The sequence below is a fragment of the Ascidiaceihabitans sp. genome (assembly GCF_039986515.1).
Classification (GTDB): Bacteria; Pseudomonadota; Alphaproteobacteria; order Rhodobacterales; family Rhodobacteraceae; genus Ascidiaceihabitans.
The window spans coordinates 49,376-62,125 of sequence record NZ_JBDWQO010000018.1; the positions used below are offsets into that span (position 1 = coordinate 49,376).

Here is a 12,750-nt window from a genome sequence, read left to right on the forward strand (position 1 = left end):
CAAGTGCCGAAATTTGCAGCTTTTTAAGCGTCGTTGCCTTTCGCGGGCAAAGCTTCGACCAAGGGTTCAAATGCTTGGCCAGATGCCACAAGGCAGGTCACGCCATTTGGCGATGTGATGGTGATGGTCCATGTGCCCGATGCATCAGAGGCAAAAACCTCAACAACAGAGTTGTTTGCGCCAAGGCCCATGGATTGGCGCGTCTCACCGTACCCGTCTGCCAAACGGTCCACCACGATTTCACGGGGACCACAATTGCGGGCATTTTGTGCAACGGCGTCGGTCGCGACCGTCAAGTAAAGACATGTTGTAACGGTCAGTGCACCCAGATGCAGGATTTTGTTTTTGCGTTTCATGTTGTTCAGCCTTTTGTCAAAAAGCGTCACCCGCAGTCATCAAGCCCTTGCCGGATATCCGGCGATGACCGGGCGGCCCCGGTTCCAATCGCGTATCGATTGCCCCTTCCGCAAAGGTTCAGCGGCTTTGCTGAAACGGCCCTCCCGGTGACATCCGATGACAGGACTTTGCGCCAATAGGGCTGAAACAATGGTTAACGCTGCGTCCGCTGGTTGCTTTCAATTTGATTTTTGCCGCAACGCAGCGAAAAGCGCTTGTACTTTTTGACAACGAATGTACTGGTTCTGCGCAATATTATGTCCTTACCGAAAGCCGCTTCTCATGACCCTTGCACGCCCATTGCGTTCTGTTTTGTATATTCCTGCATCGAAGCCTCGTGCTTTGGACAAGGCTCGCGGATTGCCCGTAGATGCGATCATTTTCGATCTGGAAGACGCAGTCAGCGTGGACGAAAAAGAGGCATCCCGCGCCATACTGGCCGAAGCTTTGGCGCAAGATGGCTACGGCGGTCGTATGAAAATCATCCGGATCAATGCGTTCGACACGCCATGGGGCAAAGCCGATGCAGAGGCGGCCGCAAAAATGGGGGCAGATGCAATTTTGTTGCCAAAAGTATCCAGCCCGGCAGACCTTGATGCGCTGGCCGAGATCACTGGGGACACCCCGTTGTGGGCCATGATGGAAACGCCCGCCGGTATGATTAACGCAGCTTCCATTGGGGCGCACCCAAAGTTGCAAGGTATGGTGATGGGCACCAACGACTTGGCGAAGGAATTGCAAACCCGCCACCGCGCCGACCGCTTGCCCCTTCAGGCTGGTTTGGGGCTTTGCGTGCTTGCCGCCAAAGCCAACGGGTGCGTGATCATCGATGGCGTTTACAATGCGTTTAAAGACGATGATGGGTTGAAAGTTGAATGCGATCAGGGTCGCGATATGGGGTTTGATGGCAAAACGCTGATCCATCCGGCGCAAGTGGATGTGACAAACACAGCCTTTTCACCGTCTGATGCCGAAGTGGAACTGGCCCGCCGCCAAATTGACGCCTTCAACGAAGTGGAGGCAACAGGGCAGGGCGTGGCTGTGGTGGATGGCAAGATCGTAGAAAATCTGCATGTTGCCACGGCCCGTGATACTCTGGCAAAGGTAGAGGCAATCGCGGCCTTGACCGCCTAACCCCATCTTCGGAGCTCCAATATGCTATTGATTATCCTTGGTCTGATCCTTTGGACTGGCGCACATTACTGGAAACGACTTGCGCCGGATCACCGTGCGGGATTTGGCGACAAAGGCAAATTGGTTGTCACGGTGTCCAGCTTTGCAGCGATTGCGTTAATGGTTGTGGGCTACCGCGCCGCCGACTTCATACATGTCTGGAGCCCGCCCGAGTTTTTTCGCCACATCAACAACCTGCTGATGCTGGTTGCGTTTTTTGTGTTCGGCATGTCCGCTACAACGGGGCGTTTGAAAGGGTATTGGCGCCATCCCATGTTGATTTCGGTCAAAATCTGGGCGATCGCCCATTTGCTGGTGAACGGTGATCTGGCAGCAATCATTTTGTTCGGCGGCATGTTGGCTTGGGCCGTGGGGTCCGTGATTTTGATCAACAAGGCGGAACCGAACTGGACACGTCCAGAACCCGGGCCGGCATCAAAAGACGTATTGCTGGTTGTGATCACGCTGGTGACCTTTGGCGTTGCGGCTGGTGTGCACATCTGGCTTGGCGTGAACCCGTTCGGATAAGCACATGAAACTTTATCGATTTTTGTCCGAAGAGGACACATCCGCCTTTTGCCATAAAGTGACCGATGCCTTGAACAAAGGCTGGGAACTGCATGGAGCGCCGACCCAAACATGGGACCATGCAGCAGGTGTAATGCGCTGCGGGCAAGCCGTGGTGAAAGAAGCAGATGGCACCTACACATCTGATACGAAACTGGGACAACATTAACGATGAGCATGACAACCACTATGACCAAACTGCAAGCAGTCAAGACCAACGCCGGCCGTTTCTTTGAAGACTACCGTGTTGGTATGGTTATGGATCACGCCGTACCACGCACCGTTTCGGGTGGTGAGCGCGCATTGTATCACGCACTGTATCCAGCACGTCATGCGCTGTATTCTTCCGATCAGTTTGCGCAGAACTGCGGCCTGCCTTCCAGCCCATTGGATGACATGGCAGCCTTCCACGTGGTTTTTGGCAAGACGGTTCCAGATGTTTCACTAAATGCCGTTGCCAATTTGGGCTATGCGCAGGGACGTTGGTTGCTGCCTGTTTATGCCGGGGACACGTTGCGTTCACGGTCCGAAGTTATTGGGGTCAAGCAAAACTCCAACGGTAAAACAGGTGTTGTTTATGTGCGCACCACCGGTCTGAACCAACGCGATGAAACGGTTATGGAATATGTGCGCTGGGTCATGGTGCGCAAACGCGATGCCGATGCGCCAGCGCCTGAAACTGTGGTTCCTGATTTGCCAAAAGCGCTGACTGTGTCTGATCTTGTTGTTCCAAGTGGTTTGGATTTTTCCAACTATGATTTTGACCAAGCCGGTGAAGCCCACCGTTGGGGCGACTATCAGGTTGGCGAGCAAATCGATCACGTTGATGGGGTGACCATCGAAGAAGCCGAACATATGATGGCAACGCGTTTGTGGCAAAACACAGCCAAAGTGCATTTCGATACATCAGCGCGGCCCGACGGCAGCAGGCTGATCTATGGGGGGCATGTGATCTCCATGGCCCGCGCCTTGTCCTTCAATGGCTTGGCCAATGCGCAAATGGTTGTCGGTCTGAACGCAGGTGCCCACGCCAATCCGTGTCTCGCAGGTGATACAGTTCGAGCTTGGTCCGAAGTGCTGGACAAAGCCGAAACAGCGGCCCCGGGTGTGGGTGCTTTGCGGTTGCGTTTGGTGGCTACGAAAGGGGGCGCCCCCTTTAATTTGCGTACAGACGATGGCAAATACGCCCCTGAAGTCTTGTTGGACTTGGATTACTGGGTTTTGATTCCTGTCTGATCGGGGTTCCTGAGGCAGGAACGTGCTGGGGCGCTGCCCCAGACCCCGGGATATTTGTAGCGAAAAGAAGGGGTATTTGATGGTTTTTCTATTGAAGCGTTGGTGTGCCGTTGTCGGTTTGTGCGTGCTGTCTGTCCCCGCTTTTGCACAAAACGATGATGCTTTTGTGGAAGCGAACCTTCTGTCAGTTCTGTACCACGAACTGGGCCATGCCATCATTGATGTTATGAGGTTACCGGTTTTCGGTCAGGAAGAAGATGCGGCTGATGTGGCCTCTATTCTTCTTATAAACGATCTGTTTGACGAAGAGGTGGCAACGCGCATCGCCTATGACGCCGCATTTGGTTTTTTGGGCGAAGCACGCGTCAAAGACAGCGAACAAGAGGCCTGGTGGGATGTGCACGGTCCTGACTTGCAACGTTTTTATACACTTGTGTGTTTGTTTGCCGGTGCCGATTTGGAAGCGCGAGATGACATTGCCCGTGACTTGGGATTGCCCGACGACCGTATGGACACTTGCGAAGAGGAATTTGAGTTGGCCCACGACAGTTGGGCCCCTGTTTTTGATGAACTCGCCGAAGAAGCGCCTGGCCAAAGTCTGATCTTTGATGGCGACGCAACCAGCTTTACAGAACGGCTTGTCGCCGGAGAAGTTGCTGCTTTGAACGAAGATTTTGTCTTTCCCCAACCTATAACCATCCGCGTCGACACCTGTGATGAGCCCAACGCGTTCTATGACCCGCAGCGTGTGGAAATTGTTGTTTGCGCCGAGTTCGAAGCGTGGTTGCGTGAATTGCCTGTGCCCGAATAAAGTGTCGGAACACAATCGTGAGGTGCAAGTCGCCTAAGATCGCGTAGACTTGGCCTTATGTTGCGTTGCATTGCCCTTGTTTCTTCAATCGTTCCGTTTCGGAGCTTTGCTTGCGAACTGGCACTGGTGTTGGCTGTGGATGTGTCGGGATCGGTTGATCCGACAGAGTATCGCATTCAGATGGATGGGCTGTCTGCGGGCCTTCGGGACGGAATTGTTATGGATGCGCTTGTTTCCCAACAGGCTCATGTCACCTTGATCCAGTGGTCTGGATCGAGACGGCAGCGTCAGACATTGCCGTGGACCGCGCTGCGACAAGAACAAGACGTGTTGGAGTTTGCGCAAGCTGTGGAACAAGATCCTCGCGTGTGGCGCAACTTTTCCACTGCTATTGGCGAGGCTTTGGCCCTGTCGCGCGATGTGCTGCAGGATGTGCCCCAGTGTGCACGAAAAGTGATCGACGTTTCGGGCGATGGTGTGTCCAATGAGGGTGTTTTGCCCACCTCTTTGCACGCTGTGATCCGCCATGAATCCATAACGGTAAATGCGATAGCCATCGAGACGGATAGCACGGATTTAACCGCGTACTTTTATGAGAACCTTATCATGGGGCCACAAGCGTTTGTGGTCACAGCTGTGGGCTTTGAAGACTATCCTGAGCAAATCAGGCGGAAATTACAGCGCGAAACCACCAAGCAAGTGAGTGCTTTGGAAGAGACTCAGATGCAATTATTAGAAAATCGTTAAATGTGATCACGCCTCGCAAAACTGTGATCACATTTACGATAAATTAGGGTAATACGGTCAAAAAACCGCATGCTTTCCCCCCGCGCACTAGGTGACATGGGGCGAAAAACAGGTACTAAGAGCGCAGGGAACGAAAAAGGACACCGCTATGGCCGACGTGAACCGGGGCAGCCGCCCGCTTTCGCCGCATTTGACGATCTACCGCCCACAACTGACATCCATGACGTCAATCCTGACGCGGATCACAGGCAACGCATTGCTGATTTCATCGTTGTTGGTGATTTGGTGGTTTTTAGCTGCAGCAACATCGCCTGAATATTACGCCGTGGCGAATGGTGTTCTGACAAGCTGGTTTGGCGATATTGTCATGACCTTGTCCGTTCTTGGGCTGTGGTATCATACACTTGCAGGTGTGCGACATCTGATTTGGGACAACGGCATCGGCCTTGATATTCCGACAGCGGAAAAGTTGGGGTACGCTTGCATTGGCGGTTCCATTCTTTTGACGTTGATCACCATAATTGTAGTTTAAGGGGCGCTGACATGGCATTTTTGACCGACCGCAAACGCGCTGTGGGCATGGGGTCCGCGAAAACGGGCACAGAACATTTTTGGGTGATGAAGGTCAGCGCATTCGGTTTGCTGCTTCTTATTCCCCTGTTTGTCTTCACATTCGGCCCAATGCTGGGCCAAGATTATGAAACGGTCACAGCGTATTTCGCCCGTCCGTTTCCTGCGATCGTTGCTGGGCTGACCATCGCCGTAACAATGATGCACTTCAAAAATGGTGTGCAAACCATGATCGAGGACTACGTTCATGGTACGGCGCAAAAAATAGCGATCCTTGCAATGATTAGCCTTAGCTACGCTGCCGCCGCGACAGGCCTTTTCGCCGTTGCACGGCTGGCGCTTTAACCGACAGGAGGCCTTGAGATGGCTGCTTACGAATACGAAACGCATGAATATGACGTGGTTGTGGTCGGTGCCGGTGGCGCTGGATTGCGCGCCACACTTGGCATGGCTGAACAGGGTTTGCGTACTGCTTGTGTCACCAAGGTGTTCCCGACACGGTCCCACACAGTTGCGGCGCAAGGCGGGATTGCGGCGTCATTGTCCAACATGGGCCCAGACAACTGGCAGTGGCATATGTATGACACCGTCAAAGGTTCTGATTGGTTGGGCGACACTGACGCGATGGAATACCTGGCCCGCGAAGCCCCCAAAGCGGTGTATGAGCTTGAGCACTACGGCGTTCCATTCTCGCGCACCGAAGAGGGTAAAATCTATCAGCGCCCCTTTGGTGGTCACACCACTGAATTTGGTGAAGGCCCTGCGGTGCAGCGTACATGCGCCGCCGCAGACCGCACAGGGCATGCCATTTTGCACACGCTGTATGGGCAATCCCTGAAGAATAATGCTGAATTCTACATTGAATATTTCGCAATCGACCTGATCATGTCCGATGATGGCGTGTGCCAAGGCGTACTGTGTTGGAAACTGGACGACGGCACCCTGCACTTGTTCAGCGCCAAAATGGTTGTTCTGGCAACGGGCGGCTATGGGCGTGCTTACTTCTCGGCGACGTCTGCACATACATGTACAGGCGACGGTGGCGGTATGACCGCACGGGCCGGCCTTCCATTGCAAGATATGGAGTTCGTTCAGTTCCACCCAACCGGCATTTACGGCGCTGGCTGTTTGATCACGGAAGGGGCGCGCGGCGAAGGCGGGTATCTAACAAACTCTGAAGGTGAGCGTTTCATGGAACGCTATGCGCCGCAGTACAAGGACCTTGCACCACGTGACTACGTGAGCCGCTGCATGACAATGGAAATCCGCGAGGGGCGCGGCGTTGGGTCCGGGGGGGATCACATCCACCTCAACCTCAACCACTTGCCCAAAGAAACGCTGGACCTGCGTCTGCCGGGCATTTCTGAAAGTGCGCGTGTGTTTGCAGGTGTTGACCTGACCAAGGAACCGATCCCCGTGCTGCCAACGGTGCACTACAACATGGGTGGCATTCCGACGAACTATTGGGGCGAGGTGCTGGCACCAACAGCGGACGAACCAGATCGTGTGTCACCGGGCCTTATGGCTGTGGGCGAAGCGGGCTGTGCGTCGGTGCATGGTGCAAACCGCCTTGGATCGAATTCATTGATCGATCTTGTGGTGTTCGGTCGCGCGGCTGCGATCCGCGCTGGCAAAGTTGTGGATCGCGACAGTGCAATCCCAACGCCGAACCAGAAGTCCGTGGATGCCGCGATCGAGCGCTTTGACAACACGCGCTACGCCAAAGGGCACACGCCAACGGCTGAACTGCGTCTGGAAATGCAGCAAACCATGCAAAAAGATGCCGCTGTGTTCCGTGCCAAAGACACGCTGGCTGAAGGCAAAGCGAAGATGGAAGACGTGGCGGCCAAGTGGTCGGACGTGGGTGTGACGGACCGGTCCTTGGTGTGGAACTCCGATTTGATGGAAACATTGGAACTGGCGAATTTGTTGCCCAATGCCGTAGCCACGATTGTGGGTGCCGAGGCGCGTACAGAAAGCCGGGGGGCGCATGCCCACGAAGACTTCCCCGAACGCGACGACGAAAACTGGCGCAAGCACTCCCTGATCTGGTTCCAAGGCGAAAACAAAGCCTCTTTGGGCTATCGCGGCGTGCATGTGGCGCCTTTGACCAGCCACAATGATGGTGGGATCGATCCCAAGAAAATCGCCCCGAAAGTGCGCACATTCTGATGCGCATCGCAGCACTTGGACTTTGTGTTGTAGCCCTCGCGGGCTGCGACGAGGCCACCAAAGCGGTGGACGATGTGGCGCGTAAAAGCGCCAAAGCCGCTGTGGCGGAAACCTTGTCCACACGTTTTCCCTTTGTGCCCAAAGCCGCTGTGACCCCATTTTCGGACTGCGTTATCGATAACGCATCGGGGCGCGAAATCGGCGAATTTGCAAAAGATGCCGTGGTCGGCGTCGATGAATCTACAGTCGTTCTGGTGCAAAGCATTCTTGAACGCCCCAAGACCCAACAGTGCGTAGCGAAAGCCGGCCTTGCCGTGCTGACCGCTTGAAAGGAGACCAGATATGGTTCAACTGACACTTCCCAAGAACTCTCGGATGACCACGGGCAAGACGTGGCCAAAACCCGAAGGCGCTACAAACCTTCGCAAATTCAGCATTTACCGCTGGAATCCGGATGATGGTAAAAACCCGTCGTTGGATACGTATTGGGTCGATATGGACACCTGCGGGCCAATGGTTCTGGACGCGCTGATCAAGATCAAAAACGAGATTGACCCGACTTTGACGTTCCGCCGGTCTTGCCGCGAAGGCATTTGCGGATCCTGCGCGATGAACATTGACGGGATCAACACATTGGCCTGCATCTATGGCATGGACGAAATCAAAGGGGATGTGCGCATTTATCCGTTGCCGCACATGTCCGTTGTGCGCGACCTTATCCCTGACCTGACGCATTTTTATGCCCAGCATGCATCTATCATGCCATGGCTGGAAACCAAGACCAACCGCCCGGCCAAGGAATGGCGTCAGTCCATTGAAGATCGCAAAAAGCTAGACGGTTTGTATGAATGCGTGATGTGCGCATCGTGTTCAACATCATGCCCAAGCTATTGGTGGAACGGCGATCGGTATCTGGGACCAGCAGCGTTGTTGCATGCGTACCGCTGGATTATCGACAGCCGTGATGAAGCAACGGGTGAGCGACTGGACGAATTGGAAGATCCGTTCAAATTGTACCGCTGCCACACGATCATGAACTGTGCAAAAACCTGCCCCAAAGGTCTGAACCCGGCCGAGGCCATCGCAAATATCAAGAAAATGATGGTAGAGCGCCGCGTTTGAGCGAAGCAAAGCTTAAATTCGACAACAAATAAGAATTCAGGGCGGCATGCCACGCCCTGAGCAGCCGCGTGCGTTACCTGAACCGCGTGGCCATGGGCGAGCAGCGGTTTGCCTGGGAAGTCGCCGACATGATGATGCGACTGGGGCGAGTCTTTGAAGATCACTACGACAACAAAGACACCAATGCGCAATTCGGCAGCGGGTATGACAAAGGCGACATCGATAAAGAAGATGCAGCTTTGGCATTGTTTGCGTTGATGTAGCCCGAAAAAGACTGAACTGCAAAAAATCTGCACAAACGGCCCCGGTTTTCTGCGCCCTCTGACCGTATCGCTGACGTTGCAAAACTTCAGCAAAGGACAGTTACGTGCTTAAATCATCCGGTCTTAGGTTCCTTGTCGTGGGCCTACTCACTTTACTTATGTTCATCCCGTTGGGGTTCATAGGTGACATCGTCAATTCGCGGTCGCATTATTCAGAAGACACAATTCGCAGCTTGGGCCAGGAATGGGGCGGCGGACAGCTGTTTTCCGGACCACAGCTGGTTATTCCTGTCACCGAAGACGTGATTTATAATCGCAAACGCAAGGCGCTGGATCCTGTCACAGGGCAGGCCAAACGCGACAGCAATGACGCAATAATTTACGAATACTTTGAGGAAACGATCACAGAAACACGCCCTTCCGTGTATATGTATCCCGACCAGTTTGATTTGGAAATCACCACACAAACCCAACAACGCCATCGCGGAATTTTCAACGTACCGGTATATACGGCCGCCGTCGAAGCGCGGTTTGACATGCGGGCAGAAGACGCTTCAAAAGCGCTGCAAAACAACGAAGTGCTGGTGTGGGATCAGGCGGAGCTGCATGTTTATGTGTCACGAAACCGCGCCTTGCGCGGGGCTGCGGTGTTGCAGGCGGACGCCCAGGAACTGACGTTGGAGCCATTGGCAAACGGACAAAACGGCATTTCGTCATTGGTGGGCGATCCGCGAAAAATCTCTGGATACAAGCTGACATTGGGCGCAAATGGTGCCCATACATTGCACGCCAGCGCAGTTGGTCGCGCCAGCACAGTGACCTTCAACAGTGATTGGCCTGACCCCAGCTTTACAGGGTCTTTTTTGCCCAACGGCTCGAGCATCAGTGATGATGGTTTCACAGCCACATGGGAAGTGCCTCATCTTGCACGCGCACTGCCACAAGTCTCACGTGAAAACCCGGACGCTGTGGCGCGCAAAACTGCGACAATGGGTGTGATGTTTATCACGCCAAACGATTTTTACCGCACAATCTACCGCGCCGCCGAATATGGTATTCTGTTCATTGCGCTGACGTTCCTGACGATCCTGTTGCTAGATCGCACATCTGTGCGCCCGGCCCATCCCGTGCAATATGTCATGGTTGGATTGGCCCAATCTGTGTTCGTGTTGTTGATGCTGGCCTACGCCGAACAGATCGGCTTTGATCTGGCCTATCTGGCAGCCAGTGGGGCCACAATTGCATTGTTGGTGATGTTTGCCGCGACGGCAATGAAGATGGGGATACGCACCGTGGCGCTTGGTGGGTTGCTGATTGTGCTTTACGCCGTCCTTTATCTGATTTTGCAAAGTGCCGATTATGCTTTGCTGGCAGGATCTACACTGGCCTTTGTGGCTTTGGCGGGCACAATGTATCTGACGCGAAACGAAGACTGGTACGGGGCTGCAGGCAAAGGCGGTGGGTTGCTGAAGTGGGCGCTAAGTGATCCTAAACCGACGTCACCCAAACCGGAGTGATCTGAAGTGGCGCTGCGGGCAATCGTGGCGCCACATCGCATCTTGGATTGTAGATCGCGACCAGGTGCGCCAGACTACGTAAAAACCATACAGGATCTGGCCCATGACAATCCCCCAAGACGCCGCTGCCCGAAAAGCAATTTCACCGGTTGTGTGCTATCCAGTCGAGACATTGCCTGCGCCGGACATGGCGCTGTATGAGCAGGCGAGGACGACATTGACCAAAGTCTCCGAAGCTATCGCGCCAGCGCGGGATGCGGCGACGTTTCGCGTTAAGGCAGGGCAATTCTTTCGGATCAAGTCAATCGAGGGATCGCAAGTTGGGGATCTGAACCTTTGGAGCGCTGATGATTTGCAAGAGCGGTTTTACTCTGGAAAAACACGCGCCTTGCACGGAACACACATCACAACGGGTGAACGTATGTGGTCATCGTTCCCGGGGCTGCGGCCGATGGCGACCGTAACGCATGACACGTTGGGGTGGTACGGCATCGATGAATTTGGCGGGTCTGTTCATGATGTGATTGGCACGCGCTGCGATCCGTATACGCACAACCTGTTGTCGGATGGCCACTATCACCATTGTTGTCATTCCAACCTGACCCGTGCGTTGGCAGCGCATTTGGGCTGCAGCTTGAAAGAGGCCGAACCCCATGTGCATGATGTTCTGAACGTTTTTATGTGCACTGGCTTTACACGTGATACGGGGCAGTATTTCATGAAAGCTTCCCCTGTACGTCCGGGCGATTACATTGAATTTTTTGCTGAAATTGATGTATTGGGCGCACTGAGTGCATGTCCCGGTGGTGATTGTTCATCTGAACATTCGTCAGATACTGCCGCGTGCCATCCTTTGTTGATCGAAGTGTTCGATGCGGACCCTGCCACCCTGAACGGATGGCAATCACCGGCGATGAATGGCTATGACAGGTCCCACGGACTTTGAGGCATTAGGCGGGAAACGCAGCTTCGAGTGCGATTTCAACCATGTCGCCGAAGGTCTTTTCGCGATCCTCTGATGGCAAGGCTTCGCCTGTTTGCAAGTGGTCGCTGACAGTCAGAACGGCCAATGCGCGACGTCCATGACGGGCTGCAAGCATGTATAGCTCTGCGGCCTCCATTTCGACGCCAAGAATTCCGTGGCGCACCATTTGATCGTCCAGATCGGGACGTTCCGCGTAGAAAACATCGGATGAATAAATTCCGCCAACATGGGTGGTGGCGTCTTTGTGTTTTGCGGCTTTAACGGCCGCTTCCAGCAGCCCGTAGTCAGCACAAGGGGCGAAATTCACGTCACGAAGTATGCCGGAGGAAGGCGATGTGATGGTGCTTGCAGTCATTGCGATAATAACATCGCGAATACCAACATGTGATTGCATCCCACCACAGCTGCCGATCCGAATGAGGGTTTGCGCGTTGTAGGTGCTGATCAATTCGTTGGCGTAAATAGACAGCGACGGCATGCCCATACCTGACCCTTGGATCGTGACCCGATTTCCCTTCCAAGTGCCTGTAAAGCCAAGCATTCCGCGCACTTCATTGACAAGTTTTGCATCGTCCAAGAACGTTTCAGCCGCCCATTTCGCGCGGTAAGGGTCGCCCGGCATAAGAACGGTTTCTGCAATATCTTCTGGGGCTGCGCCGATGTGAACGGTCATGGGTTTTCTTTCTGTTTTGCGGTGGTCCCAACCATGCCTGCATGGGATGGCAGGGGCAAGAGACAAGTCTGGAATCCCTTACTGGTTAATTGCGTGAACGATGTTCAGGTATTGGATGTCAGTAACAAGGAAAGGGCGGAAAATGAACAAGATGATGAGCTTATGTGCGGTGGCGGTGTTGGGCCTAAGCGCCTGTGATGTCACCCATCCGGTCGCCGTTGTTGGGCCTGCAAACACAGTGTACCGCGGCACGGCGACGGCGACCTTTTTGGAGGGAGGCTGGTTTCACGTCAACAACGGCGGAAATTCATGTCAGGGTCGCTACACTCCTGCCTCAGAAACACGCATGGTGACATTCCCAGTGACCTGTTCAAACGGGCTGAAAGGGGTAGGCACAGCCACCTACGAGACACCGCGTGCGGGCGGAGGAGAAATCATCATGCAAGATGGCACGAAATGGCGATTTATCTTTGGGCGTGGAGCCTTGGCGGTTTAATGGACCGATTGAGACTGCATCG

General features: G+C 54.1%; 17 protein-coding genes. 15 read left to right on the forward strand and 2 right to left on the reverse strand.

Annotated elements, in window-relative coordinates:
* Positions 1 to 23 precede the first annotated feature (23 nt).
* Positions 24 to 356 carry a hypothetical protein gene (locus ABJL60_RS17790; protein WP_348374179.1) on the reverse strand — a complete coding sequence of 111 codons (333 nt, stop codon included), beginning with the start codon at positions 354 to 356 and terminating at the stop codon, positions 24 to 26.
* Positions 357 to 678: 322 nt separating this feature from the next.
* On the opposite strand from ABJL60_RS17790, the gene ABJL60_RS17795 reads away from it, so the two are divergent.
* The 14 genes from ABJL60_RS17795 to ABJL60_RS17860 all read left to right on the forward strand — a co-directional run bounded on the left by ABJL60_RS17795 (position 679) and on the right by ABJL60_RS17860 (position 11,520).
* Positions 679 to 1,530 (forward strand): CoA ester lyase, encoded by an 852-nt coding sequence (locus ABJL60_RS17795; RefSeq protein WP_348374180.1) that lies wholly within the window; start codon positions 679 to 681, stop codon positions 1,528 to 1,530.
* Between the two features lie 21 nt (positions 1,531 to 1,551).
* A complete protein-coding gene (locus ABJL60_RS17800) occupies positions 1,552 to 2,097 on the forward strand; it encodes an NnrU family protein (protein ID WP_348288580.1) in 546 nt (181 codons plus the stop codon).
* A gap of 4 nt (positions 2,098 to 2,101) precedes the next feature.
* A complete protein-coding gene (locus ABJL60_RS17805; RefSeq protein WP_348374181.1) occupies positions 2,102 to 2,305 on the forward strand; it encodes a DUF1737 domain-containing protein in 204 nt (67 codons plus the stop codon).
* A 20-nt stretch (positions 2,306 to 2,325) separates the two neighbouring features.
* On the forward strand, positions 2,326 to 3,372 hold the full coding sequence (locus ABJL60_RS17810) for a MaoC family dehydratase (protein WP_348374182.1): 1,047 nt from the start codon (positions 2,326 to 2,328) through the stop codon (positions 3,370 to 3,372).
* Positions 3,373 to 3,451: 79 nt separating this feature from the next.
* Positions 3,452 to 4,183 carry a DUF4344 domain-containing metallopeptidase gene (locus ABJL60_RS17815; protein ID WP_348374184.1) on the forward strand — a complete coding sequence of 244 codons (732 nt, stop codon included), beginning with the start codon at positions 3,452 to 3,454 and terminating at the stop codon, positions 4,181 to 4,183.
* A 57-nt stretch (positions 4,184 to 4,240) separates the two neighbouring features.
* On the forward strand, positions 4,241 to 4,930 hold the full coding sequence (locus ABJL60_RS17820; protein WP_348374185.1) for a DUF1194 domain-containing protein: 690 nt from the start codon (positions 4,241 to 4,243) through the stop codon (positions 4,928 to 4,930).
* A gap of 148 nt (positions 4,931 to 5,078) precedes the next feature.
* A complete protein-coding gene (gene sdhC / locus ABJL60_RS17825) occupies positions 5,079 to 5,462 on the forward strand; it encodes a succinate dehydrogenase, cytochrome b556 subunit (RefSeq protein ID WP_348374186.1) in 384 nt (127 codons plus the stop codon).
* 11 nt (positions 5,463 to 5,473) lie between these two features.
* On the forward strand, positions 5,474 to 5,845 hold the full coding sequence (sdhD, locus tag ABJL60_RS17830) for a succinate dehydrogenase, hydrophobic membrane anchor protein (protein ID WP_108827482.1): 372 nt from the start codon (positions 5,474 to 5,476) through the stop codon (positions 5,843 to 5,845).
* An 18-nt stretch (positions 5,846 to 5,863) separates the two neighbouring features.
* Positions 5,864 to 7,672 (forward strand): succinate dehydrogenase flavoprotein subunit, encoded by a 1,809-nt coding sequence (sdhA, locus tag ABJL60_RS17835; protein WP_108827483.1) that lies wholly within the window; start codon positions 5,864 to 5,866, stop codon positions 7,670 to 7,672.
* A complete protein-coding gene (locus ABJL60_RS17840; RefSeq protein ID WP_108827484.1) occupies positions 7,672 to 8,001 on the forward strand; it encodes a hypothetical protein in 330 nt (109 codons plus the stop codon). The genes sdhA and ABJL60_RS17840 overlap by 1 nt, the downstream gene beginning before the upstream one ends.
* A gap of 13 nt (positions 8,002 to 8,014) precedes the next feature.
* Positions 8,015 to 8,794 (forward strand): succinate dehydrogenase iron-sulfur subunit, encoded by a 780-nt coding sequence (locus ABJL60_RS17845; RefSeq protein ID WP_108827485.1) that lies wholly within the window; start codon positions 8,015 to 8,017, stop codon positions 8,792 to 8,794.
* A gap of 68 nt (positions 8,795 to 8,862) precedes the next feature.
* Positions 8,863 to 9,057: a hypothetical protein gene (locus ABJL60_RS17850; RefSeq protein ID WP_348374187.1), complete on the forward strand. Its 195-nt coding sequence runs from the start codon at positions 8,863 to 8,865 to the stop codon at positions 9,055 to 9,057.
* A gap of 104 nt (positions 9,058 to 9,161) precedes the next feature.
* Positions 9,162 to 10,574, forward strand: coding sequence for a cell envelope integrity protein CreD (gene creD, locus ABJL60_RS17855; RefSeq protein ID WP_348374188.1), 1,413 nt, complete (start codon positions 9,162 to 9,164; stop codon positions 10,572 to 10,574).
* A gap of 103 nt (positions 10,575 to 10,677) precedes the next feature.
* A complete protein-coding gene (locus ABJL60_RS17860) occupies positions 10,678 to 11,520 on the forward strand; it encodes a DUF1989 domain-containing protein (protein ID WP_348374189.1) in 843 nt (280 codons plus the stop codon).
* Positions 11,521 to 11,524: 4 nt separating this feature from the next.
* Here ABJL60_RS17860 and deoD read toward each other — a convergent pair whose 3' ends face one another.
* Positions 11,525 to 12,232: a purine-nucleoside phosphorylase gene (gene deoD / locus ABJL60_RS17865; protein ID WP_348374190.1), complete on the reverse strand. Its 708-nt coding sequence runs from the start codon at positions 12,230 to 12,232 to the stop codon at positions 11,525 to 11,527.
* A 142-nt stretch (positions 12,233 to 12,374) separates the two neighbouring features.
* Here deoD and ABJL60_RS17870 point away from each other — a divergent pair, with 142 nt between their 5' ends.
* Positions 12,375 to 12,728 carry a hypothetical protein gene (locus ABJL60_RS17870; RefSeq protein ID WP_348288563.1) on the forward strand — a complete coding sequence of 118 codons (354 nt, stop codon included), beginning with the start codon at positions 12,375 to 12,377 and terminating at the stop codon, positions 12,726 to 12,728.
* Positions 12,729 to 12,750 lie beyond the last annotated feature (22 nt).